The sequence below is a fragment of the Achromobacter agilis genome (genome assembly GCF_900496965.1).
Classification (GTDB): domain Bacteria; phylum Pseudomonadota; class Gammaproteobacteria; order Burkholderiales; family Burkholderiaceae_B; genus Achromobacter; species Achromobacter agilis.
Map to the genome: position 1 here is coordinate 65574 of NZ_UFQB01000006.1, position 23135 is coordinate 88708.

General features: G+C 66.0%; 20 protein-coding genes and 1 pseudogene. 13 read left to right on the plus strand and 8 right to left on the minus strand.

Going from position 1 to position 23135, the window contains the following annotated elements:
• Nucleotides 1-12 precede the first annotated feature (12 nt).
• The 4 genes from AGI3411_RS09230 to AGI3411_RS09245 are packed head-to-tail and all read right to left on the minus strand — an operon-like array spanning nt 13 to nt 4469.
• Nucleotides 13-1218: an acetyl-CoA acetyltransferase gene (locus tag AGI3411_RS09230; protein ID WP_129527080.1), complete on the minus strand. Its 1206-nt coding sequence runs from the start codon at nt 1216-1218 to the stop codon at nt 13-15.
• Nucleotides 1199-2671 carry a 3-oxoacyl-[acyl-carrier-protein] synthase III C-terminal domain-containing protein gene (locus AGI3411_RS09235; protein WP_129527081.1) on the minus strand — a complete coding sequence of 491 codons (1473 nt, stop codon included), beginning with the start codon at nt 2669-2671 and terminating at the stop codon, nt 1199-1201. The genes AGI3411_RS09230 and AGI3411_RS09235 overlap by 20 nt, the downstream gene beginning before the upstream one ends.
• The gene (locus tag AGI3411_RS09240; RefSeq protein ID WP_129527082.1) at nt 2668-3543 is read right to left on the minus strand and encodes a MaoC family dehydratase; all 876 of its coding nucleotides are present in this window, start codon (nt 3541-3543) and stop codon (nt 2668-2670) included. The genes AGI3411_RS09235 and AGI3411_RS09240 overlap by 4 nt, the downstream gene beginning before the upstream one ends.
• Nucleotides 3544-3551: 8 nt before the next feature.
• A complete protein-coding gene (locus AGI3411_RS09245; protein ID WP_129527083.1) occupies nt 3552-4469 on the minus strand; it encodes an SDR family oxidoreductase in 918 nt (305 codons plus the stop codon).
• Between the two features lie 348 nt (nt 4470-4817).
• Between AGI3411_RS09245 and AGI3411_RS09250 the strand changes: the two genes are divergently transcribed.
• The 6 genes from AGI3411_RS09250 to AGI3411_RS09275 all read left to right on the plus strand — a co-directional run bounded on the left by AGI3411_RS09250 (nt 4818) and on the right by AGI3411_RS09275 (nt 11191).
• The gene (locus AGI3411_RS09250; protein ID WP_129527084.1) at nt 4818-5822 is read left to right on the plus strand and encodes a LysR family transcriptional regulator; all 1005 of its coding nucleotides are present in this window, start codon (nt 4818-4820) and stop codon (nt 5820-5822) included.
• A 74-nt stretch (nt 5823-5896) separates the two neighbouring features.
• Nucleotides 5897-6880: a tripartite tricarboxylate transporter substrate binding protein gene (locus tag AGI3411_RS09255; RefSeq protein ID WP_165359119.1), complete on the plus strand. Its 984-nt coding sequence runs from the start codon at nt 5897-5899 to the stop codon at nt 6878-6880.
• A gap of 208 nt (nt 6881-7088) precedes the next feature.
• On the plus strand, nt 7089-8324 hold the full coding sequence (locus tag AGI3411_RS09260) for a CaiB/BaiF CoA transferase family protein (protein WP_129527086.1): 1236 nt from the start codon (nt 7089-7091) through the stop codon (nt 8322-8324).
• A complete protein-coding gene (locus tag AGI3411_RS09265) occupies nt 8317-9102 on the plus strand; it encodes a crotonase/enoyl-CoA hydratase family protein (protein ID WP_129527087.1) in 786 nt (261 codons plus the stop codon). The genes AGI3411_RS09260 and AGI3411_RS09265 overlap by 8 nt, the downstream gene beginning before the upstream one ends.
• 70 nt (nt 9103-9172) lie before the next feature.
• Complete coding sequence (locus AGI3411_RS09270) at nt 9173-10156, plus strand: Bug family tripartite tricarboxylate transporter substrate binding protein (protein WP_129527088.1); 984 nt, start codon at nt 9173-9175, stop codon at nt 10154-10156.
• A 63-nt stretch (nt 10157-10219) separates the two neighbouring features.
• Nucleotides 10220-11191, plus strand: a complete 972-nt coding sequence (locus AGI3411_RS09275; protein WP_129527089.1) for a Bug family tripartite tricarboxylate transporter substrate binding protein — start codon at nt 10220-10222, stop codon at nt 11189-11191.
• A gap of 16 nt (nt 11192-11207) precedes the next feature.
• On the opposite strand, the gene AGI3411_RS09280 is transcribed toward AGI3411_RS09275, so the two are convergent.
• Nucleotides 11208-12125, minus strand: coding sequence for a LysR family transcriptional regulator (locus AGI3411_RS09280; RefSeq protein ID WP_129527090.1), 918 nt, complete (start codon nt 12123-12125; stop codon nt 11208-11210).
• Between the two features lie 200 nt (nt 12126-12325).
• Here AGI3411_RS09280 and AGI3411_RS09285 point away from each other — a divergent pair, with 200 nt between their 5' ends.
• The 4 genes from AGI3411_RS09285 to AGI3411_RS09300 are packed head-to-tail and all read left to right on the plus strand — an operon-like array spanning nt 12326 to nt 16998.
• Nucleotides 12326-13486, plus strand: a complete 1161-nt coding sequence (locus tag AGI3411_RS09285; protein ID WP_129527091.1) for an acyl-CoA dehydrogenase family protein — start codon at nt 12326-12328, stop codon at nt 13484-13486.
• Between the two features lie 27 nt (nt 13487-13513).
• The gene (locus AGI3411_RS09290; protein WP_129527092.1) at nt 13514-14584 is read left to right on the plus strand and encodes an acyl-CoA dehydrogenase family protein; all 1071 of its coding nucleotides are present in this window, start codon (nt 13514-13516) and stop codon (nt 14582-14584) included.
• Between the two features lie 45 nt (nt 14585-14629).
• Complete coding sequence (locus AGI3411_RS09295) at nt 14630-15826, plus strand: thiolase family protein (protein ID WP_129527093.1); 1197 nt, start codon at nt 14630-14632, stop codon at nt 15824-15826.
• A 41-nt stretch (nt 15827-15867) separates the two neighbouring features.
• The gene (locus tag AGI3411_RS09300; protein ID WP_129527094.1) at nt 15868-16998 is read left to right on the plus strand and encodes a CaiB/BaiF CoA transferase family protein; all 1131 of its coding nucleotides are present in this window, start codon (nt 15868-15870) and stop codon (nt 16996-16998) included.
• A 12-nt stretch (nt 16999-17010) separates the two neighbouring features.
• Here AGI3411_RS09300 and AGI3411_RS09305 read toward each other — a convergent pair whose 3' ends face one another.
• Together AGI3411_RS09305 and AGI3411_RS09310 are read right to left on the minus strand one after the other, a co-directional pair.
• On the minus strand, nt 17011-17934 hold the full coding sequence (locus tag AGI3411_RS09305) for a pyridoxal-phosphate dependent enzyme (protein ID WP_129527095.1): 924 nt from the start codon (nt 17932-17934) through the stop codon (nt 17011-17013).
• A 55-nt stretch (nt 17935-17989) separates the two neighbouring features.
• Entirely contained in the window at nt 17990-19087 is a 1098-nt protein-coding gene (locus tag AGI3411_RS09310) for a succinylglutamate desuccinylase/aspartoacylase family protein (RefSeq protein ID WP_129527096.1), read from the minus strand.
• Nucleotides 19088-19209: 122 nt separating this feature from the next.
• On the opposite strand from AGI3411_RS09310, the gene AGI3411_RS09315 reads away from it, so the two are divergent.
• Nucleotides 19210-20121, plus strand: coding sequence for a LysR family transcriptional regulator (locus AGI3411_RS09315; RefSeq protein WP_165359120.1), 912 nt, complete (start codon nt 19210-19212; stop codon nt 20119-20121).
• Between the two features lie 19 nt (nt 20122-20140).
• On the opposite strand, the gene gcvA is transcribed toward AGI3411_RS09315, so the two are convergent.
• On the minus strand, nt 20141-21082 hold the full coding sequence (gene gcvA, locus AGI3411_RS09320) for a transcriptional regulator GcvA (RefSeq protein WP_129527098.1): 942 nt from the start codon (nt 21080-21082) through the stop codon (nt 20141-20143).
• Nucleotides 21083-21274: 192 nt separating this feature from the next.
• On the opposite strand from gcvA, the pseudogene AGI3411_RS09325 reads away from it, so the two are divergent.
• Together AGI3411_RS09325 and AGI3411_RS09330 are read left to right on the plus strand one after the other, a co-directional pair.
• A pseudogene (locus AGI3411_RS09325) lies at nt 21275-22049 on the plus strand (SDR family NAD(P)-dependent oxidoreductase).
• Nucleotides 22050-22071: 22 nt separating this feature from the next.
• Nucleotides 22072-23103 carry an alcohol dehydrogenase catalytic domain-containing protein gene (locus AGI3411_RS09330; protein ID WP_129527099.1) on the plus strand — a complete coding sequence of 344 codons (1032 nt, stop codon included), beginning with the start codon at nt 22072-22074 and terminating at the stop codon, nt 23101-23103.
• Nucleotides 23104-23135 lie beyond the last annotated feature (32 nt).

The following is a 23135-nucleotide window of genomic DNA, read 5'->3' on the forward strand; positions in this document are numbered from 1 at the left end:
TGGAAGCGTCAGTCAGGCGCCGTACCTGCCCAGCACAGAGACGCTGCACACGTTCTGCCAGGGAAAGCCGCCCAGGTTGTGGATCACGCCGATCGTGGGATCATCGGTGCGTTGACGGGCGCCGGCGCGCCCTAGCATCTGCAGGTACATTTCATAGGCCATGCGCAGCCCGGTCGCGCCGATGGGGTGGCCGAAGCACTTGAGACCTCCATCGATCTGGCAGGGGATCGTGCCGTCCGCATCGTAGAAGCCGTCAAGCACATCCTGGGCTGCCCGGCCTTCCGCCGAAATATGCATGTCCTCCATCGTCACCAGTTCCGTAATGGAGAAGCAGTCATGCACTTCCAGCAGGTCTATCTGTTCGCGCGGCCGACCTATCCCCGCCTCTTCATAGGCGCGGGCCGATGCCACCCGAGTGGTCTGGAAGTAGCTGCCGTCCCAGCTGTCATGGCCTGCCTCGCTGCCGCTGGATACGGCCAGTTGCAGCGCCTTGATCGCCACCAGGTCGCGCTTGCCCAGTCCATGGGCGATGTCCGGCGTCGTCAGGATGGCGCAGGCGGCCCCGTCGGAGACGCCGCAGCAGTCGTACAGGCCAAGCGGCTCGGCGATCATCGGCGCGTTGATCGCATCGTCCATGCTGATCGATTTACGCAGATGCGCTTTGGGATTGCGGACGGCGTTGGCGTGGCTTTTCACGGACACGTGGGCGATCGCGCGTTTCAGGTCCCGCGCGTCGATGCCATGTTTGGCGCGATAGGCGCTGGCAAGCTGCGCAAACGATCCGGGTGCGCTGATGTTCGGCCACACGATGTCGTTCAGGGGGCCGCGTGGACGCTGAGGAAGGCCTCCGTAACCCGTGTCCTTCAGCTTTTCAACGCCGAAGGCCAACGCAAAATCGCAGGCGCCCGACGCGACCGCATAGGCGGCGCCGCGCAGCGCTTCCGACCCCGAGGCGCAGAAGTTCTCAACCCGGGAGACCGGGATGTTGGGAAGTCGCAGGGCGACGCCCAGCGGAACGCCGCCGCTGCCTAGGTGTTGCGTTTCGATTCCGGTTCCCAGCCAGGCCGCCTGGATCTGTGCCTTGTCTATCCCGGCATCCTGCAGGCATTCAATGAAAGCCTCCACTGCCAGGTTTTCGGCGCTGCGGTCCCAGCGCTCGCCGAAATGCGAGCAGCCCATTCCAAGAATTACCACCTTGTCACGAATTCCTGTTGCCATGCCTGTTCTCCAAGGGATCGGCGACGGTCGCCTTCCAGAAATAGCGGGTATAGCCGCGCGCCGTGTCGTTGGCTTTGATGCGGAAGCTCATGCGCAGCGCCAGGCCGACGGCGAGCTCGTCTTCGTCCATATCGGTGAAGTCCATCATCAGGCGGCCTCCGCCTTCGAACTGCACCATGCCGTAGCAGGCGGGAGGACTGGGGGTATAGGCGAGCCGATCCGCGGTGTAGCTCATGACCCTGGCGGGAGTGTCCGCGAACGGCAGATCCTCCTGCGTGCCGGTTGCGCCGCAGCCGGGATTGACGCAAACGTCCGAGCGCGGCCATTGAGCGGTGCCGCAATGGCCGCAACGTCCACCGATGAAGCCATGCACGGCCTTGCGATTGCGGTACTCGACGGAGAGCGGCGTGAGCTTGTCGTTTTCGGCGCGCATGCCGCGTTCCAGCGGAAGCAGGTCATTGAAAACCAGGAACTTCATGTAGTTGTCCTCGGCCTTGCCGCGTGCCAGCCAGCCTTGCGCTCCCGCGCGGCGAGGCAGGGCGGCAAGCGCCGGCGTGGTGCGCAGTATCAGGACGTCCACCCCCTGGCCGAAAGCGACCAACATCAGCACCTGCCCAGGCGCCGAGACGTGCAACGCGTGCGCCAGCATCAGCAGAGGATGGGCGGCGCCGGCATTGCCTACCGTTTCGGCGAGGGTGTCATGCACGCGGTCAGGCGCGATGCCCGCCAGCTTGGCTATCCGCTGCGCCGCTCCTTTCTGCGGCAACGCGACACAGAAGGTGTCGATCTGCGCTGCTTCAAGCCCAGCTTGATGCAGCGCAGCGGAGATTGTCTGCGGAATCTGCGCCGTATGGCCTTCCTCGCGTATCCAGCGTTCTTCCCAGTAGGTGTCGGTGGCCGCCCCCGCGCCGCGGTAGTGGTCGGCCATGTCGATCGTGCGGCTCTCCAGCGCCAGGGGTTCGGCGACGATTTCGCCCTCACCGACGAGCATGGCCCCGGCGGCGTCCCCATACAGAAGCTCTTGTGCGCTGGCTGCCTTGGTTTTGCGATGGTCGCTCGCAACGATCAATGCGCTACGGGCCGCGCCGCCACGCAGCGCCTGTATCAAGGCGGAAGTAGCGCCCCGCTGCGAGGACGCGATGTCGAGTGCGCCGATGCCCTCGGGAAGATTCAATGCCTGCGCAACGATGCTTGCGTTCAGGCGGCTGGCGTAGGGGAGCGAGGTCGAGGCCAGCAGCAGGTCGTCCACGGCGGGCGCGTCATGCCCAGCAAGGCAGTCGCGCGCGGCTTCCACCGCCATGGTAATGGCGTCTTCATCGTAGTTGCACATGGCTCGCTCGCCGCGACCATGCGCCGAAAGCGATGCGTCGTACCAGGCGTGGCTGCGGAAGATCGCTTCGCGTTGCAACCGCAGACGAGGGATGTAGGCGCCGAAGGAGAGTATGCCCCTCATGCGGATGCTCCTTTTGCGTCATCGACGATGGCCAACCCGTTGTTGAGCACGACCGTCTGGCGTTCCAGCGCGGTGGCACGGAAGCGGATTTCGCCGTGCGTTCCCCAGGATTCGACCCGGATGGTTTCGCCTGGATACACGGGCGCGCTGAAGCGAACGTCGATGCGCTTCAGTCGCGCCGGGTCGTAGTCGCATAGCATGCGCAGGAGCGCATGGCAGGCGATTCCGTAGGAGCAGAGACCGTGGAGGATGGGGCGGTCGAAGCCGCCACTGCGGGCGACTTCGGGGTCGGCGTGCAGGGGATTCAGGTCCCCCGACAATCGGTAAAGCAGGGCCTGGGAGGGGAGCGTGGGCAGGTCGCAGACATGGTCGGGGGTTCCCTCCGGCATTTTGACCGCGGCCGGCGATGGGCCGCTCGCGCCGCCGAATCCACCGTTGCCGCGCGCCATCACGGCCTGCTCCACGGTAGCGAGCAGGGAGCCGTCGCGCGTTTCCAAGGTGCGCTCCACGAAGAAAAGCGCGCCCACGTCCGGTCCTTTGTCGAGGATGTTCTTGACCCGGGTGCGGCCGATGACGGTGCCGGCTGGCGCGAGAGGACGATGTAGCTGAACCGATTGGCTGGCATGAAGCACCTTGCGCCAATCGATGCCGGTGTCCGGCTCTTTCATCCAGAAGCCGGGGTATCCCAGTACGGCGGCCTGGGTCGGCACCGCCAATTGCCGTTCTTCATAGACAAAGGGCAGTTCGCGCGCGTCCAGCGGATCACGGCCGAAACCCAGCCCCAGCGCGTACAGGATCGAATCTTTGGAGGTGTATGCCTGCTCAACCGGCTCGAAGTGGCGTCGCAGCAGCTTGTCGGGATCGATTGTCATGGCGGGCCTCATACCGGAGTCCAGGCGAAAGCCTCGCGGGCACTTTCCAGCGGCACCAGGCTGGGCTGCATGGCCGGGATCGCATGTTCGGCTATCGCTTCGACGGTCCAGCCTTCCGAACGGTGCACGCTGCGCACCGGCCGAGGCTGGCTGAACAACATGATTTCGTTCTTGCGAACGCCGAAGATCTGGCCGGTCACGCCGGCGGCAAGATCCGACAGCAGGTAGACGACCATCGGCGCGATCTTGTCGGCGGTCATTTGCTTGAAACGTTCCAGCCTGCGCTTCTGCTCTTCCGTTTCGTCGGGCAAAGTTCCGATGAGCCGACTCCAGGCCCATGGCGATACACAGTTCGAGCGCACGTTGCAGCGTGCCATTTCAAGCGCGATCGAGCGGGAAATCCCGACGATGCCCAGCTTCGCCGCCGAGTAGTTGGCCTGGCCGATATTTCCCACCAGGCCGGCGGCCGATGTCATGTGCACGTAGGCGCCGGACTGCTGCTCGCGGAACATCGACGCCGCCGCGCGGCTGACGTTGTAGGCGCCCTGAAGGTGCACGTCGATGACCTGCTGCCAGTCGACATTGCTCATCTTGTGGAACATGCGGTCGCGCAGAATGCCGGCGTTGTTGACGACACCGTCCAGCCGTCCGAAGTTGTCGATGGCGGCCCGGACCATGCGCTCCGCTGCGGCGGGGTCGGAGACGCTTTCGCCATTGGCTACGGCGCGGCCGCCTTCCTTCCGGATCATGGCAACCACTTCGGCTGCGGGGTCGAGCGTGCCTTCGCCTTCGCCATTCGGACTGCCGCCCAGGTCATTGACCACCACCGCGGCGCCCTGCCGGGCCGCGAGCAAGGCGATCTCGCGGCCGACGCCGCGTCCAGAACCGGTCACAAGTACGACTTTCCCTTCAAGAACTCCAGCCATTTCGTCTCCTCGGCGGGTTGATCCGTTTATGCGAAAACGGGATGTGGCCACTGTAGGCACGAGGCGGGGGAGGGGTAACCACGCGCAGCGGATGGCAGGTATGCAGGATCGGCAATGCTGAAAGGAAGGGGCCGTGAATCGGTCCGTGCTGCGTTGCGGCACGCACGCCTCCGTGCGCCGTCCGGGTTGACCCCGATCCGGCATGGCTGCTTCGGCGTCGTCGCGCGTGCATGCCGCAACGCAACAGCCCAAACCGGTCGAGGCGCTGGGCCGCCGGGGGGCCGTTCCTCCCTGATATGATCAAAAAAAAGACAACGCAGGCTGTCCCATCCTGGCAGGAGACAGAAGGTGAAACTGGTGGTCCGTGCAGCCGATGAGCTGAAGATGGAGAACGTGTCCGCTTTCGTCGCAACTGCGGAGTCGGGCAGCTTTTCGCAGGCCGCGGTGATGCGCGGGTGCTCTCAGTCCATGCTGAGCCGGCGGGTCTTGGAATTGGAAGAGCTGCTAGGTGGGCGGCTGTTCAATCGCACTGGCCGCGGCGTTTTGCTGACGGAGCTGGGCGTGGCCTTGTTGCCGGTGGCGCAGGGGCTGCTGGACGGCGCCTCCGGCTTCCTTGAACTGGCTTCTTCCACCAACGAGCAGCCGTCCGGCACGGTCGAGATCGCGCTGCCGCGGTGGGCCGCTGAAGGACCCGTGGCGACGCTGGTGAACCGGATATCGGTGCAGTTTCCCAGGATTCACCTGGTGATACACGAAAGCTACAGCCGCGATGTAATGGATCGGCTGGCGGCGGGGAAGCTCGATATCGGCGTTTTCAACAGCCACCATGCCGAGCCGCCTGCCCAGGCACAGCGTCTATTCTCGTCGGACCTGGTGCTGTTGGGCCGGCGCGAGTCCCCATTGTTGCGCGACCCTACCGTTCCGCTTACCGCGTTGAACGGGTTGTCCATCGTGATGCCGCCTTCGCCGAATCCGGTAGAGGCAGTGGTGCGCGAACGCACGCGCGACATGCAGCTGGAATTGCGCGCTGAACTGGAGATCAACTCGGGCGCCATGATCCGCGAGGTAGTCCGCCGCTGCGGCCGTTATGCCATCACGCAGGTTCATCGCATCGAGGACTATCTGGACGAGGGCGATCTGGCGATATCCCGTATCGTCGAGCCGGCGCTCACGCTGCACACCTTTTGCGCGACCGGGGCCAAGCATCGCATCAATCGCGCCAGCCTGGCAGTCGAGCGTTGCCTGGTGTCGGTATTGGGAGAGCACTTCGTCCGATTACAGCAAGCGGCCCAGATGCGAGAGGCCCATTGGGCCCAGGCGTGGCAGACAGCTGCCCGGGCCGTGCATAGCTGATCGTCGCTTCCCGCATGGCACGGCGGAGTTCTTGTCGCTATCGTGACAAGCACAAGAATCCGAGGAGACCAAACATGTCCGTTGCCAGAACCGCGTGGGGCGCAGCCGTGTTCGCTTGCGTCGCGCTGCTTGCCTCGATGTCCGCCACAGCGGCTGAAGGGGATGCCTATCCTTCGCGCCCAATACGTTTCATCGTGCCTATCGGCCCCGGTAGTAGCGGCGACACGATGACGCGGACTTTCGCCGAACACCTGCGCAAGGTGGCGGGCCAGGCCACGCTTGTGGAGAACCGGCCCGGCGCCGAGCTGTCATTAGGCACCCAAGTGGCGCTGAGCGCGCCCGCGGACGGCTATACCGTGGTGTTGATCAGCCCCAGCGCCACGGTAATCAATCCGCTATTTGTGAAGGACCTGCCGTACCGTCCGGAGGACCTGCTTCCCGTGCTGAATGTGACACGCCATGTGGCCGTGCTGGTTGCGGCCGCCGGCTCGCCGTACAAGACCCTGGGCGACGTCGTGGATGCCGCTCGACGCGACAAGGGCGGTGTCAGCCTGGCGACCTACGGCAATAGCTATCGCCTGGGGGCGCTCGACCTGGCCAGGCGGGCGGGCGTGGACTTCAACCAGGTGCCTTACAAAGGCTCGGCGCAGGCCGTGGCCGACGTGGTGGGTGGATCGGTGGATCTGGCGTTGATCGATATCGCCGGCGCGGCGCCCTTGGTCGCCTCGGGCAAGATACGGGCGTTGGCGGTAGCCGGAGATCAGCGCCATCCGCTGCTGCCCGATGTGGCGACGGTACAGGAGTCCGGTTACCCGGGCTATTCGCTGTACGTGTTCATCGGCTTTGCCATCCATGCGAAGACTCCTGCGGCAGTGGCAGGCAAGCTTGAACGCATGATGCGGCAGGTCATGGACGACCCGGCGCTTCGGGCGCAGCTTTACCAGCAAAGCGGCGGCGAGGTGGTTGGCACCGGAAGCAAGGAGTTCTCGCAGTTGATACAGGCCGAGGCGGTGCGGTACGGGGAGCTGGCGCGCCTGGTCGGCGGCGCGCTGCCGTGAACCGTTCGGCGATCCGGGCGCAATCCCCCAGCCAATATTTCCAATGTATCGGCTGACCCAAATATAGTATTTCCGGCGTGCATGGTTCTTACCTAGGATGTCCAGCAAGGCATTCTGGAATGGGAGCTGTCATGTTCGAAAGCAGTACTTGCAGGGCATCCGGGCGGCGCAGGGCGCGAGTTGAGGATAGTCGTTCCGGGAGCGGCGCATGAGCGGGCCGTTGGAAGGCGTGCGCATTCTGGACGTCACGACCGTGCTGATGGGGCCCTACGCCACCCAGATACTGGGAGACCTGGGCGCAGACGTGATCAAGGTCGAACCGCCGGCGGGCGATAACGTGCGCGGTATCGGTCCGGCGCGCCATCCGGGCATGGGCGGGATTTTCCTGCATGCCAACCGCAGCAAGCGCAGCATCGTGCTGGACTTGAAGCGGCCGGCGGGCCGCGAGGCGCTACTCAGGCTGGCGGCCACCTGCGACGTGCTGATCTATAACGTGCGGCCTCAGGCCATGGCGCGGCTGGGGCTTTCGTACGAGGAGCTGGCGCAGGTCAATCCCGCCATTCTGTACGTGGGCGTCTACGGCTACGACCAGCGCGGTCCCTATGCGGCGCGGGCGGCCTACGACGATCTCATCCAGGGCGCGGTAGGCATTCCCGCGTTGTCGGTTCAGGCCGGCAGCGAAACGCCGCGGTACGCGCCCAGTGCCATCGCCGACCGTATCGTCGGCATCAGCGCGGCCAATGCCGTCAGCGCTGGTTTGTATCATCGAGCGCGCACCGGGCAGGGGCAGGCCATCGATGTGCCGATGTTCGAGACCATGGCGCAACTGATTCTCGGCGACCACATGGCGGGCCAATCCTTCGAGCCGCCGTTGGGGCCGCCCGGCTACCCGAGGATCCTGAATGCCGACCGGCGGCCCTACGCGACGTTGAACGGGCATATCTGCGTGCTGCTTTACGCGGACAAGCAGTGGGCGGCATTTTTCGAATTGATCGGGCAGCCCGGCCGGGAGTCCTCCGATCCCAGATTCCGCGATATCGGCACTCGCACGCAGCACATCCATGCAATTTACCGCTTGGTGTCGGATGCGATCGCGACGCGGACGACCGAGGACTGGCTGGCGGCGTTCGAGGCAGCGGACATTCCGGCCATGCCGATGCATAGCGTGGAGTCGCTGCTCGGCGACCCGCAGCTTCAGGCCATCGGATTCTTCAACACGGTCGACCATCCCACCGAGGGCAAGTTGCGCACGATGGCGGTGCCGTCGCGCTGGTCCGGAACGCCGCCCGACCCGTCGCGGCAGGCCCCGCGGCTCGGCGAGCACAGCGTCGAAGTGCTGAGGGAGGCCGGCTACGACGATGACGCCATCGCCGATCTGCTGCGGGATCGGGTCACCTTGGCGGCGGCCCGCGACGCCGCGACGTCCGGAGCGAGCCATGACTGATTTTCTGAAACGCGAACGTCACGGCGCCGTGCTGCTCCTGACCATGGATCGCGGAGCGACGCGCAATGCGCTGTCCGACCCAGACGCGATCGACGCGCTGGTGGATGCATGCGCCGAGATCAATGCGGATATGTCGGTACGCGCCGTGGTGCTTACCGGCGCGCACGGCGTTTTCTCCTCGGGAGGAAATCTCAAGACCCTGTCCACGGCGGTCGGCGCTGGCCTGGGAGAACCCGTGCAGAGCCGTCTTGCCTACCGCAACGGGATACAGCGTGTGCCGTTGGCCCTTTGCAATCTGGAAGTGCCCACGATCGCCGCGGTGAACGGACCCGCCATCGGGGCGGGCTGCGACCTGGCGTGCATGTGCGATATACGGATTGCGGCCGACGAGGCGCGGTTTGCGGAGAGTTTCGTCAAGCTGGGGTTGACGCCGGGTGACGGCGGCGCCTGGTTGCTGCCCCGGGTCGTCGGCATGTCGCGGGCCTGCGAAATGGCCTTTACCGGCCGCAGCGTCGACGCCGCCCAGGCGCTCGGCATGGGGCTGGTCTCGCAAGTGGTCGAGCAGGGGGCGCTGCTACCGGCCGCGCTGGCGCTGGCGCAAGAGATCGCCCAGCATTCCGGCCACGCGCTGCGCTTGACCAAGCGGCTGTTGCGCGAGGGCCAGCATACCCGGCTGGATACATTGCTTGAACTCTCGGCGGGCTTCCAGGCGCTGGCCCACCATACGCAAGAGCATGCCACTGCGCTGGACGCGTTCCTGGATAAGCCACGCGGTTGAGCCGATTCAGTCAGCGCCAAGGCAGCCTCACCGACGCGCAACCCAGAACGAGGCGACACAAGGAGGAGAAATGCAGACAACGAGAAGAAGGCTGGTGGCCGCTTTGGGCGCGCTGGCCGGCCTGCCGCTGGCGCGCACCGCGCTGGCCAACACGGCGGCTTGGCCGGCGCAGCCGATACGGCTGATCCTGCCGTACGCCGCGGGCGGCCCGACCGATGTACTGGCCCGGGCCGTGGCGCAGCATGTCGCGCGTGAATTGGGCCAGCCCGTGATTGTCGAGAACAAGACCGGGGCCAGCGGCAATATCGCAGGGGAGACCGTGGCGCGTGCGCGGCCGGACGGATACACACTGCTGTACCACTCATCGGGGTTGGCGATCAGCCCTGCGCTGTACCGTCAACTACCCTATGATCCGGTACGCGATTTCGCGCCTGTGGGGATGACGGCCTCGATTCCCCTGGTGCTGATGACGGCCAACTCGTTGCCTCCCACGGATACCCGGGAGTTCATCGCCTATCTTAAAAATCGGCCCGATGCGCTCAGCTATGGGACGGGCGGCGTCGGCAACATCACGCACCTGAGCGTCGCATTGTTCCTGCACGCCACGGGCACGCGCGCCGTCGGCATCCCCTTCAAGGGCACCAATCCCGCCATGGTTGCGATGTTGGGCGGCCAAGTGCAGTTCATGGTGGACGCGATCAGCTCGGCGCTGCCCTACATCCGTGACGGCAGGGTGAGGGCTTTGGCCGTGACCGGCGCGGAGCGGTCGCCCGTGCTGCCGCAGGTGCCGACGTTACGCGAGGCGGGCCTGGAAGACCTTACGATGAGCACCTGGCAAGGCGTGCTGGCTCCGGCCGCCACGCCGCAGCCCGTGATCCAGCGATTGAATCAGGCGCTGACCGCGGCGGTGCGGGATCCGGCCATCGCGGGACCCTTCACTGCCCAGGGGGTCGACCTGCGCAGCGCATCGCCCGCCGAGTTCCAGGCGTACTTGGGCCAAGAGGTGCGGCGCTGGGGCGATGCGGTAAGAATGGCGGGCATACAACCCGAGTGAATACGGGAAAGCCATGGCCTGAAACGCCATGGCGACCAATGGAACAGCCTTGCGGAGACAAGCATGAATATCAGGACCTTGGCCATGACGGGATTGCTGGGCGCTGCCTTGGCGCTGGGCGGAAATGCCCGTGCGGCGGCCGATTATCCTTCTCATCCCGTGAAGATCATCGTATCGCTGCCGCCGGGAAGCGGCGCCGATACGACGGCGCGATTCCTTTCCAAACATCTGGCGGAAAAATTCGGGCAGCCGTTCATTGTCGAGAACCGGCCTGGCGCCAACAGTTTCATCGCCGCCCAGGCCGTGGCGACCGCGCCGCCTGACGGCTACACAATGTTCGTGGCGAGCAATTCCCCCATGACGACCAATGCCGCCGTCTTCAGGAATCTGCCGTACGATGCGATCGCGGATTTCTCGCCGGTTGCGCCCATCGCACGCTTCCCGATGGTGCTGGTGGTACCGGCGAACTCGCCTTACCGGACTGTGGCGGAGCTGGTTTCGGCCGCTCGGCAGGCGCCGGGGAAATTGAATTTCGCGAGCGGAACCGCTACTTACCAGGTCGTGCTGGAATTGTTCCATGAGCAGAATGGGATCAAGGCCACGCACGTGCCCTACAAAGGGACATCGGCCGCGCTGGCCGATTTGGCGGGCAGCGTCGTGCAATATAGCCTTGCCGACGTCAGCGCGGCATTGCCGCTGATCCGTGGCGGCAAGCTCAGGCCGCTTGCCGTGACCAGCGCGCAGCGCATCAAGGATCTTCCGGACGTACCCACGATGCAGGAGAGCGGCAACAAGGGTTATGAGGCCTATGCCTGGACGGCAGCGTTCTTCCCCGCGAAGGTCGACCCGGCCATCGTCGCGCGGGTATCTGAAGCGGTTCAGGAGTTGGTGCGCAGCGATGACGGCCGGGCCTTCATGGCCAAACTCGGCGGCGAGTCCTTTGTGGGAGGCCCCGACACGCTGGCCTCGTTCCAGAAGGACGAACTCGAATCCATGCGTCGCATCGCCAAGCTCGCCAACATTCAGCAAGAGTAGGCGCGCCGAGCCCGTTTTACGCCGTATCCATGGCGGCGGGCTCGCTACGCATCAGGCGGCAGGCCATTTCTACGAAGTTGGCGGTGGTAGGGGTAGCGTTGTCCGGATGCACGGCCAGCGCAATACCCACTTTGATCGTATCGGCCAGTTGGGAAACCCTGACCAGGCGTACGTTGCTGCCGGCGTGCCGGCGCGCCACGGCCGGCACGATTGCCACGCCGAGTCCGCTTTCGACCAGGCTGAGAATGGTCTGCACCTGGATAGCCTCCTGCGCGATGCGGGGCACGACGCCAGCTTGCTGGAAGGCATACATGACCAACGCGTGCATGCCCGGAACATGCGTGCGCGAATAGCCGATGAATGGTTCTTCCGCCAGATCGCTCAGCGCAACGTCGTCGCGCTGCGCATGGTGGCTGTCGGCCGGCACCGCCAGCATCAGGTGGTCTGGCTGCAGCAGGGTGACACGGGCCGCAGTGGGTTCGAGAACCGGAAACCGCACCAGCGCGACGTCCAGCGTGTGTGTGTCCAGGCGGCGCAGCAAATCGATGGTGGTGGATTCCTCGATGATCAGGTCGACCCGCGGGAAGTCTCGCCTGAATTCCGACAGCAGCCTCGGCATCAGCGAGTAGGTGGAAGAGCCGACGAAGCCCACCTTCAGGACGCCTTGCTCACCGCTGGCGCCTTCCCGCGCCGCGCGCCGGATCTCTTCGGCATAGAACAGCGTGGTGCGTGCGTATCGCAATACCACCTGGGCCGCGGGAGTCGGCTGCAGGCCGCCGGGAAGCCGATCGAAGAGCTGTACGCCGAGTTCCTGTTCCAGTTTTTTGATTGCGGTGGATAGCGGCGGTTGCGCCATATGCAGCCGTTCGGCGGCACGATGGAAGTTGAGCGTCTCGGACAAGACCAACAGCTGCTTGAGCTGGCGTAGCTCCACGGGTGTCTCCCTTGATGCGCCGGGCTCGCGATATTTGTGATGTATTACCCGGTCCACATCTAATATTAGACCGGGTTGTGGGCCCCGTGTAGATTGCCATGAAGCCCGCGCATACCGCGCAGATCAGGGTTTTCACGGCATCTTCCGCAAATTGGAGTGCGTGTGTCGGCGCCGTGCCGCCGCACGTTCCGGGGACCATATTGGGCGCTATCAACGACGCACTGCGGCTCGCCGCGATTCCAGCGCAGGACGAGGCCCTGCGTTCTTCCGTGCGCGCTTTTCTGCGCGAAGCGCTGAGGGACATGCCGGCCGACCTCCGCGCGCGATCCTGGATGGGATACGACGCGGATTTCAGCCGCGCGCTGGCGCGGCAAGGATGGCTGGGGCTGACGTTGCCGGCCGTTTATGGCGGCGCGGCGCGCAGCAATTTCGCGCGCTTTGTCTTGAGCGAGGAACTGCTCGCGGCGGGTGCTCCGGTCTCGGCACACTGGATCGCCGACCGTCAGACCGCGCCCTTGATTCTGCGCTATGGCTCGCAAGCGCAGCGTGATTTCTATCTGCCGCGCATCATCCGCGGCGAAGCCTTCTTTGCCATCGGCATGAGCGAGCCCGATACGGGGTCCGATTTGGCCAGCGTGCGCACGCGCGCCACGCCCGATGCCGCAGGCTGGCGGTTGAACGGGCGCAAGATCTGGACCACCAACGCCCATCGCTCCCATTACATGTGCGCCCTGGTGCGCACATCAGGCGTCGCGGAAGACCGCCATCGCGGGCTGTCGCAAGTGATCTTCGACCTTTCCCTGCCCGGCATCGAGATCCGTCCCATCCGGGACATCACAGGGGATTCCCATTTTTGCGAAGTGCTGTTCGATAACGTCCTGCTGCCGCCGGACGCGTTGATCGGCGAGGAGGGCAGCGGCTGGCAGCAGGTCACGGCGGAGCTGGCGCTGGAGCGCAGCGGTCCGGAGCGCATCTATTCCAGCATGGTGTTGATAGACGGCTGGCTCGCCCATTTGCGGCGGGCCGGCGCGCCGGATCCGGAGCAGATCCGATTGGCTGGGCGGCTGGCCGGACGTCTGGCGGTGCTGAGAGGCATGTCGCTGGCGGTGACACAGCGCCTGAACGACGGCGCCGACGCCAGCCTGGCGGCCGTGCTGGTGAAAGACCTGGGCACGGAGTTCGAACAGGCCGTGCCCGAATGGATAGGCCGGGCCCTGCGGGCCGGCACGGGCCCGGCGCCAGACGAGGTGCTGGCGCGCACGCTGGCCTATCTGACGCTCATCAACCCGACTTTTTCGCTGCGCGGAGGAACCCGCCATATTCTGCGCGGCATCATCGCGCGCGAACTCGGCCTGCGCTAAGGCGTATTGACACGACAAGGGATGCACATGCCGCAATCCATCCAGCAAGACCTGTATGACGAATTCTCTCGCGCGTTGGCCGGCCTGTGTCCGCTGGAACGTGTCCGCGAGATCGAAGCCGCTGGCGTTGTAGGGGATGCAGACAGCGGTCTTGCACGCATATGGCAGGAGATCGACGCGCTCGGGTATACCGACGCATTGACGCCGGCGGATCAAGGGGGATCCGGGTTGTCCTTGGCGGACGTCGAGGGACTGCTGCGGGCGGCGGGAGCCGCGGCGTTGCCGTATCCGCTTGCCGACACCATGCTGGCGCGCACCTTGCTGCGGGCCGCGGGGCAGGCCGTACCCGAAGGGCCGATTGCGCTGACCCAGGCGCTGCCTGGGCCTAGCGGACTGCGCTGCGCCCCGGCGCCTGGGGCCGGCCTGGCTCGCAGCGTGCTGGTCCATCGCGACGATTGCCTGTTGCTGGTGGCCGCGCCAGCCGCATCCGATCCCGGTATTTTCCGGCCGAGCGCCAGCGCCACGCCCGTATGGATGGAATCGCCGCCCATCATCGGCCGCGTTACCTTGCCGGACGAGGCCGCCTTGGCGTGGCGCAATGCCGCCGATGCGGCCGGTATCGCCGGTGCGATGCAGGCGGTGCTCGATCGCTGCATTGCCTTCGTTGGCGAGCGCCAGCAATTCGGCCGGGCGCTGGGTCGCTTTCAGGCGATTCAGCAGGAAATCAGCGTGGTCGCCGAGCAGGTGGCGTCGACCGCCATGGCGGCGCGCCTGGCCTGCGCCAGCGGCGCTGTGTTCCCGGACGCGTCGCTCGCGGCCTGTGCAAGATTGCGGGCCTGCGAAGCCATTCCCGTGGTTTGCGCCATCGCGCACGCGATTCATGGCGCAATCGGCATAACTGAAGAACTGGCGCTGGGCATCTACACCACCCGGTTGCACGAATGGCGCGCGGCCGGCATGAGCGAAGACGACTGCGCCGGCCTGATCGGCCACCGGTTGCTGGCTGGCGACAACCAGACGCTGCTGGATTTCGTGCGGGGCATCATGGCTGTGGCCCATGCCGAGGGCCGCCATGTGGCGTCGTGCCTTTCCGCGTAGCGCGAACATATTCCTTGAACACGTTTGAATCCGAGGCATCAAACCATGTCCACCCCTTCCGATCCGATTGTTATCGTTGGCGCTCAGCGCACACCCATTGGCGCTTTTCAGGGCGCGCTGTCGCACTACACCGCACCCCAGCTCGGCGCGCATGCGCTGGCCGCCGCGGTGCGCCAGGCCGGGTTGGCGCCCGGTACCGCCCAGGAGGCGTTGATCGGCTGCTGCCTTTTTGCCGGCCTGGGGCAGGCGCCGGCGCGCCAGGCAGTGCTCGGCGCTGGGTTGCCGGCCTCGGTGCAGGCTACGACGCTGAGCAAGATGTGCGGCTCCGGCATGAAGGCGGCGATCCTGGCGCACGATATTCTCTGCGCCGGATCGGCCGACGTGGTGCTGGCGGGGGGCATGGAGTCGATGAGCAATGCGCCGCACTTGATACCCAAGGCACGCCAGGGGTATCGCCTTGGCGACGGGCAGCTGCTGGACCACATGTATCGAGACGGCCTGCAGGATGCTTATGAAGGACATCTGATGGGACATTATGCTGATCTGGCCGCTCGCGAACATGGATTCAGCCGGACTCAGCAGGACGCCTACGCCGAGCAAAGCGTGCTGCGAGCCCAGCACAGCATTGCGGCAGGGCACTTCGCGGCCGAGATTGCGCCCATTGCGGCAAGGGCGCGTCGTGGCGTGCCGGAGGTAGCGCTTATTGCGGATGACGAGACGCCGGGTTTGTGCGATGCCTCGCGGCTTGGCGGCTTGAAGCCGGTATTCACGCCTGACGGCACGGTCACGGCCGGGAACGCTTCTTCGATATCGGACGGCGCCGCGGCGCTGGTGCTGACCCGGCAGCGGCATGCGGAAATGTCGGGGCTGACGCCGCGGGCGCGTATCGTCGGCCATGCCGCGGCCGCGTTGGCGCCGGGGCAGTTCCCGGTGGCGCCGGTGCATGCCATCACGCGCTTGCTCGATCGCGTGGGCTGGAGCCGCGATTCGGTCGATCTTTTCGAGATCAATGAGGCGTTCGCGGTCGTCGCAATGATCGCGCTGCGCGACCTCGGCCTGCCGGCCGATCGGGTCAACGTCGAAGGCGGCGCCTGCGCGCTGGGGCATCCGGTGGGCGCTACCGGCGCGCGTATCATCGTGACGTTGCTGCACTCGCTGCAGCGCAGAGGCCTGCGCCGTGGGGTGGCGAGTCTGTGTCTGGGCGGAGGCGAAGCCACGGCTATCGCCATCGAAGTGTTTTGATCCGGCGGCGCGCCGTCTGTCATCATCCAGGGAGACATAGAATGGGGCCTTTGGCGGGAATCAGGATCATCGAGCTGGCCGGTATCGGCCCGGGGCCGATGGCGGCGATGCTGCTGGCGGACATGGGGGCGACCGTACTGCGGATCGAACGCAAAGAACCAGCTGACCTGGGGGTGAAGCGGGAGCTGAAATACAACCTGCTGCTGCGCAGCCGGCGCGCCATTGCGCTGGACCTGAAGGACCCGCGCGCTATCGCTCTCGTGCTTCGGCTCTTGCGCAAGGCCGATGCGCTGATAGAGGGATTCCGCCCAGGCGTGACGGAGCGGCTGGGCCTCGGGCCGCAAGCCTGCCTGGCGGAGAATCCGCGTTTGGTTTACGGCCGTATTACCGGTTGGGGGCAGGACGGTCCGCTGGCTCACGTGGCTGGCCATGACATCAACTACATCGCCGTCACCGGTGTGCTGGATGCCATCGGCCGAGCCGGCCAGCCGCCGACGCCGCCGCTTGCGCTGGTAGGCGATTTTGGCGGCGGCGGCCCTTACCTCGCATTGGGCATACTGGCCGCGATTATCGAGGCCCGCCAGTCCGGGAAGGGCCAGGTGGTGGATGCCGCCGTGATGGATGGCGTGGCCTCGATGGCGACGGCGTTCTTCGGCCTGGCCGCATCAGGGGCGTGGCAACCCCAACGAGGCACCAACATCCTGGATTCCGGCGCGCCGTTCTACGACGTGTACCCGTGCGCGGACGGCCAGTGGCTCTCGGTGGGTCCGATCGAACGCCGCTTCCACGAGTTGCTGCTGCGGCAGCTCGGCCTGGACGACGACGCCATACGGGAATTGGGAGACCACCAGGACAGGAGCACCTGGCCGCGCCTGCGAACGGTGCTGCGCGAGGCGTTTGCCCGTTGCACCCGGGACGAATGGTGCGAAAGGCTGGCGCAACTGGACGTGTGCGTGGCGCCGGTACACACGCTGCGCGACGCGGCAGCGCATCCCCAGGTCAAGGCGCGGGCGACGCTGCTGGATATTGACGGCATCATGCAGCCAGCCCCGGCCCCGCGTTTCAGCCGGACGCCCAACGCCACGCCCACGGCGCCGCAGCCGCCGGATACCGAGGCATTGAAAGATTGGCTGGATCCCGGGGAACTGGCTGCGCTCGGCCTTGAGTCGTGAAGACGTGTGCAGTTAACCGCCAGGGCCGCGCTGCCATGTCTGGAGCTGTTGCGCCGTCACGCCCACCCCGCCGCACACGATAATCACGGCGCTGCGCGCGTCCGGGAAATGGCGGCGCAAGCTATCCAGGCCCGCGATGGAAGCGCCGCAAGCGGGTTCGGTCAATAACCGGTGCGCGTCCAGGAGGTCGGCGCAACCTTGCACTGCCTCAGCGTCCGACAGGACATGGCTCTTGATCTCCAGTTCGCGCGCAAGGTCGAGGGCGCGGCCGCACACCTGGCGCGCGCCCAGCGACGTCGCCAGGCCGGCGACCGCGGGTAGCTCCACGGGGCTGCCGTGTTCAAGCGCCGCGGCATACGAGGCGGTACCCTCCGTCTCGACGGCCAGGATGCCGACGTCGGCCCAGCCGTTCCGAAGCAGGCCTTCCCCCACGCCCGCCAGCAGTCCGCCGCCGCCGACCGAGCAGACGATCAAGTCGGGCTTGGCGCATTGGAGGGCGAGTTCGTCGATCATCGATGCGTGCCCTTCCCAGAGCAGAGGATGGTCAAAGGGGTGGATGAATTCCGATCCACCGTCGAGCAGCGCCTGCGCATGCGCGTTGGCTTCCTGCCAGGAGCTGCCGTGCACGATGACCTGCGCACCTTCGCTGCCGATGAGGGCCTTGGCCTTTTCGGATGTGGTCTCCGGCACGACCACCGTGACCGGCACACCGAGCTCCCGGCCGGCATAGGCGACGGCATAGCCGGCGTTTCCGCCTGAGGAAGAGACGAACCGTTTCGCGCCCTTGCCGTGCAGCACGGCGCAGGCATGGCCCACGCCGCGCAGCTTGAAGGAGCCGCAAGGCTGGATGCTCTCGATCTTTAGGTACACATCCAGTCCGGCGCGTTGCGAGAACACGGTAGATCGGATGGCGGGGGTATTCACGTGCAGGGTCATGACAACGATTCCTTTAATGCTAGGCGGCGGGGGCCTGCGCGCAGGGGCCGGCCCTTCAAGCAAAGTGTCCGCTTTGCGGGCTGGCCACGACGGCGCAGGTGTTCCCGGGATGGACGATTCCATATTGCCGGGTGGAATAGACGATGCCCGGCTCCTGGAAATAGAGGGTGACCGGCTCCTTGCCGGGGGCGGTCAGGAAGTGGATGCGGCCGGCGATTTCACCCTGCTCCACCTGGGCGCCGGCCACGGCCTGGGGTTCGAATATGCCGTGCTCGGAAGCGATCACATAAGCCTTTGCGCCGCGCATTTCAAAGTAGGGCTGTTTCCGGGAGGCTGCGTTTGACGACGCTTCGTCGCCGGCCAGGACGTCCCATAGGCGCAACACGCGAAGCATGCCTTGCCGGCAGAGGTCCAGCGCCGAAGGCGTAACGACGCCACCGCCCGCCATCTCGGTGCTGACGCAGGTCAGGCCGGCCGCCATCGCCGCGGTTACGCACAGGCGCCGGTCGCCCAGATTGTCCATCACCACGCACATCGGCGCGCCGAAGGCATGCGCCGCGTCGAGGCAGCGCTGGAATTGCTTCTTGTCGGGGCAGGGAATGACGATGGTGCTGGGCACGATGTTCAGGGAAGAGCCGCCCGAATGCAGGCTCAGCAAGGCATCGGCGCGGGGCAGCAGTTCGTCGTTGACGAAGGCCGCGATCTGCTCGGTGATCGTGCCGGCGTGGTCGCCGGGAAACACCCGGTTCATGTTCTTGCCGTCGATCGGCGAGGTGCGCCGGCCGGCATCGACCGCCGGGGCGTTGATGGCGGGGATGATGATCAGGCGCCCCTGGACGCTTTGCGGATCCAGGGTCCGGATCAGTTCGCCCAGTGCGATGGGCCCTTCGTATTCGTCGCCGTGGTTGCCGCCTTCCAGCAGGATTGTCGGCCCCTCGCCGTTGGCGATCACGGCCAGCGGGACTCGGATGGTTCCCCACGCGTCGTCATGAGGGGAGTGCGGGAAATAGACGAAGCCGGCCTGCTTTCCCTGCTTGTCGAAATCAATGTCGGTGAAATAGGTCGACCGTTCGCCGTTGCGGGCCGGTATATGCTGCTGGGATATAGATCTGAGCCCGGAACCGGTGTTCCGGCCGGGTGCGGCCTCTTTCATCGTGCATCCCCAGTGTGGTAAATCGTGGGGAAATGCTAGAGCGCAATGAGAGGCCGCACAAATACCGCTGGCGGATACTCAATATACTTTCTCAGCATAGGATGGGCGTCGGGGAGCGTGCCTTGGAATTGAAGCAGCTACGGTATTTTCTGGGCGTTTGCGAGGCCGGCAGCATCGCCGAGGCCGCACGGTCCCTGCATATCGCGCAGCCGGCGCTATCGCGGCAGATCGCCGCGCTCGAGGCCGAACTGGGGGCGGCGTTGTTCACCCGGTTGCCGCGCGGCGTGGCCGTGACGCGGCCCGGAGAAGAGCTCAGGCTGCGCGCGCTGGATATCCTGGGGCGCACGAGCGCCATCCGGGAACAGGTGCGGGTCGCGTCGCGCGGCATGGCGGGCACGCTGCGGATCGGCGTCATGCCGGGCTATAGCGGCATCGCGCAGCTGACTGCGGCCATTCTGAAACTGCACGATGTCTCGCCGGCGGCCGAGGTTCGCATCGAGGCCATGCATTCGGCGGAGCAGCTCGACAAGCTGCATCGGCATGAGCTGGACCTGGGCATCCTGGCGTGGCGTTCGCCCCTGGACGCCGCGTTCACCGGGCTGCCGATATTCGACGACCGCATGGCGCTGGCCCTGCCCGCGCATTGGCCGCAGGCGCGCCGGAAAAAGGCGCTGCGGCTGCAGGACCTGGCGGGCTTGCCCTTTCTGGAGTTTCCCCGGGAACGCTCGCCTGTCCATTACGACAAAGTGGCCCAGGCCTGCGCCGCCGCCCGCATCCGCCAGCCGCAGTGCCGGGTTTCCGTGACCGACAGCCTGACGATGGTGGGCATGGTGGCCGAGGGCCTGGGGTATGCCATCGTTCCCTTGTCGTTCGAACGGCAATGGACTGCCCACGTGGCGTTCCGGCCTGCCGCCGGCCTGGACATCCCCTTCACGCTGGAACTCGTCAGACTCGCCCAGCGATCCGATCCCCTTGCCGATCACTTCCTGAGCGTCTGGGAAGACGCCAATCCGCCCAGGGGCTGTGCAGATTGATCGGCGCTTCGCTCAGGCCCTAGACCTGGCCGAGCGGCGCCTCTTGCCCCGGGGGCACGGCCTCCTCGAACAGCCAGTCCCGGAACGCCTTCAGCCGGGGCAGGGGAGCGGTCTCGGGGCGATAGATTACGTAGTAGGCCAGCGCCGAAGGGAAGGCGACCTTGGGGAACAGCCTGACCAGGCGCCCGGCGGCCAGATCGTCGCGCGCCATGACGCTGCGCGCCAGCGCGACGCCGTGCGCGTCGATGGCGGCCTGCAGCACGGCCGCGGAATTATTGATCTTCATGCTGCGCCGGGCTGGCCCTGCCTGGACGCCGGCCTTCTCCAGCCACATATCCCAGGTCGGGAAGCCCAGGTGGCCGTCCATCGACAGGTCGTGGATGAAGGTTTCGCGCAGCAGGTCGGCGGGCCGGTCCAGCCGGCCGCCGCGGCGCAGGAGCGCGGGCGAGCAGACAGGATAGACCTCTTCGTCCATCAACTTTTCCGCCGCCAGCCCCGGCCACACGCCTAGGCCATAGCGCACGCCGATATCGATCTGCTGGGACACGAAGTCGACGGGTTTGAGATTGGTGTCCAGCCGCACGTCGGTGTCGGGCCAGGCGGCCTGGAAGCGTTCGATGCGCGGCAGCAGCCATTTCGCCGCGAACGCCGGACTGACGGCCACCGTGAGCAGCCCGTTCGGCGACGCTTCCTGCAGCCGTTCCAGCCCCAGGGCCAGCCTGGCCAGGCCCGCGCGGATGTCGGGCAATGCGCGTTCGGCTGCTTCGGTAGGAACCAGCCGGACTTTCCCGCTTGCGCTGCGGTGAAACAGCGAGGCGCCCAGCCATTGCTCCAGCGTGCGCACGAGTTGGCCCACGGCGGCGGGCGTGACGTGCAGCTCTGCCGCCGCGGCGGAGAAGCTCCGGTGCCGAGCGCTGGCCTCGAATGCCCGCAAGGCGTTCAGGTGTGCGGGTAATGTCATATCAATAAAGATTTTCTTTCAATAAAACGAAGTTTATCTCGTTTGCCTGGACGCGAGCTCCGGAGAAAAATCTATCTTTATCTACAAGTCATGCGCCGCGCAAATCAGGCCTTTCCGCACGGGTTGGTGGCGGCAACCTGAACAGATTTTCTATCAATGGAAGAGGGCGTCGATCGCCCGGGAGTTCTTATCGTGGGCAATGCATTCAAGGGCAGGAAGCTGCTGGTCGTGGGCGGCACCAGCGGCATGGGCAGCGAAACCGCAAGAATGGTTCTTGCCGAAGGCGGGAGCGCCGTGATCGTGGGAAGCCGCAAGGAGAAGACCGAGCAGGCGCGCAGCGAACTGGCCGCGCTGGGGGCGGTCTGGGCGGTGACGGCGGACCTGTCCACCGAGGCCGGGCTTGCCGCCCTGATCGAGGAGATCGGCTTGCGGCATCCCGACATCGACTTGCTGGTCAATGCGGCCGGCGTGTTCTTTCCCAAGGCCTTCCTCGATCACCAGGACGCGGACTACGAGCAGTACATGCAGCTCAACAAGGCGTTCTTCTTCATCACGCAGACGGTCGCCGCAAACCTGGTCGCCAACGGCCGTCCGGGGGGCGATCGTCAACATCGGATCGATGTGGGCGAAGCAGGCGATCGCGGCGACGCCGTCATCGGCCTACTCGATGGCCAAGGCCGGCCTGCATGCGCTGACGCAGCATCTAGCGATGGAGCTGGCTCCCAGGGGCATCCGCGTCAATGCGGTGTCGCCGGCGGTGGTGCAGACGCCGATCTACGAAGGTTTCATTCCCAAGGACGAAGTCCATGGCGCGCTGCAGGGCTTCAACGGTTTCCATCCCATCGGCCGCATCGGGACGCCGCGGGATGTTGCCGAAGCCATAGTCTTCCTGCTGTCGGAGAAGGCCGGCTGGGTCACGGGCGCCATCTGGGACGTGGACGGCGGCGTGATGGCCGGCCGCAACTGAGCGATCGAGGGATGGAGAGGCTATGACGACCACGTATCGCGCAGTGCAGGCGGTGCATCCCGGCAGGCTGGAACTCGTCGAACGCGAGATGCCGGCGCCCGGAGACGGCGAGGTCCTGCTGGAAGTCGAGGCCTGCGGAGTCTGTGGCGCCGACGCGGCCGACATCAAGCGCGTGGCGCCCGGCCAGCCCCGCGTGCCCGGCCATGAGGCCGTGGGCCGCATCACCGCGCTGGGTCCGGGTGTGCCTTCCCTATGGCGCATCGGGCAGCGCGTCGGTGTCGGCCGGATGGGCGGCCATTGCGGCTTGTGCGGGCCGTGCCGCCAGGGGCACTTCAACCTGTGCGCCAATCAGCCTGTCGTCGGCGCCACGTGCGATGGCGGCTATGCGGAAATGATGGTTGCGCGGAGCTCGGGCCTGGTGGCCATCCCGGAGGAACTGGATTCGCAGGACGCCGCGCCGATCCTGTGCGCGGGCATCGCGACCTTCAATGCGCTCAGGAAGTGCGGCGCCGAAGCCGGAGACCTGGTCGCGGTGCTGGGGATCGGGGGCCTGGGCCACATGGCGGTGCAATACGCGCGCCGGATGGGTTTCAAGGTGGTGGCCGCGGGGCGCGGCCAGGACATCGCGCAGGCGGCCCTTGGCCTTGGCGCCCACATCTACGTCGACACCGCCCGCGAGGCGCTGGCCGACGCCCTCAGCGCCATGGGCGGCGCCCAGGCGATCATCGCCACCATCGGCGACGCGGGGGCGGCCGCGGCAGCCATGGCGGGGCTGGCGCCGCGCGGACGAATGGTGCTGCTGGGGATCTGCCAGGACGCGTTGCCTGTGCTTTCCGGGCACCTGGTGGGCGGCGAGCGCTCGGTAATGGGTTCGATCACAGGATCGCCGCATGAAACCGAAAGGGCGTTGAGGTTCAGCGTGCTGGCCGACGCGTTGCCCAGGATCGAGACCCTGCCGCTGGAACGGGCCGAAGAGGCATACCGCCGCATGCGGTCCGGTGAGGTGGAGTTCCGCATGGTGCTCACTATGGATCGGGCCGATCGGCGCGGCTAGCCAGCCTTGCCCGGATTGCCGTCGGGCCTGGA

Bases quoted from the DNA above. Each gene is read 5' to 3' on its own strand.
- AGI3411_RS09230 (WP_129527080.1), bottom strand. From the start codon at position 1,218: ATGGCAACAGGAATTCGTGACAAGGTGGTAATTCTTGGAATGGGCTGC.
- AGI3411_RS09310 (WP_129527096.1), bottom strand. From the start codon at position 19,087: ATGAAAGAGGCCGCACCCGGCCGGAACACCGGTTCCGGGCTCAGATCT.
- AGI3411_RS09240 (WP_129527082.1), bottom strand. From the start codon at position 3,543: ATGACAATCGATCCCGACAAGCTGCTGCGACGCCACTTCGAGCCGGTT.
- AGI3411_RS09235 (WP_129527081.1), bottom strand. From the start codon at position 2,671: ATGAGGGGCATACTCTCCTTCGGCGCCTACATCCCTCGTCTGCGGTTG.
- AGI3411_RS09260 (WP_129527086.1), top strand. From the start codon at position 7,089: ATGAGCGGGCCGTTGGAAGGCGTGCGCATTCTGGACGTCACGACCGTG.
- AGI3411_RS09270 (WP_129527088.1), top strand. From the start codon at position 9,173: ATGCAGACAACGAGAAGAAGGCTGGTGGCCGCTTTGGGCGCGCTGGCC.
- AGI3411_RS09300 (WP_129527094.1), top strand. From the start codon at position 15,868: ATGGGGCCTTTGGCGGGAATCAGGATCATCGAGCTGGCCGGTATCGGC.
- AGI3411_RS09255 (WP_165359119.1), top strand. From the start codon at position 5,897: ATGTCCGTTGCCAGAACCGCGTGGGGCGCAGCCGTGTTCGCTTGCGTC.
- AGI3411_RS09275 (WP_129527089.1), top strand. From the start codon at position 10,220: ATGAATATCAGGACCTTGGCCATGACGGGATTGCTGGGCGCTGCCTTG.
- AGI3411_RS09265 (WP_129527087.1), top strand. From the start codon at position 8,317: ATGACTGATTTTCTGAAACGCGAACGTCACGGCGCCGTGCTGCTCCTG.
- AGI3411_RS09245 (WP_129527083.1), bottom strand. From the start codon at position 4,469: ATGGCTGGAGTTCTTGAAGGGAAAGTCGTACTTGTGACCGGTTCTGGA.
- AGI3411_RS09290 (WP_129527092.1), top strand. From the start codon at position 13,514: ATGCCGCAATCCATCCAGCAAGACCTGTATGACGAATTCTCTCGCGCG.
- AGI3411_RS09295 (WP_129527093.1), top strand. From the start codon at position 14,630: ATGTCCACCCCTTCCGATCCGATTGTTATCGTTGGCGCTCAGCGCACA.
- AGI3411_RS09305 (WP_129527095.1), bottom strand. From the start codon at position 17,934: ATGACCCTGCACGTGAATACCCCCGCCATCCGATCTACCGTGTTCTCG.
- AGI3411_RS09330 (WP_129527099.1), top strand. From the start codon at position 22,072: ATGACGACCACGTATCGCGCAGTGCAGGCGGTGCATCCCGGCAGGCTG.
- gcvA (WP_129527098.1), bottom strand. From the start codon at position 21,082: ATGACATTACCCGCACACCTGAACGCCTTGCGGGCATTCGAGGCCAGC.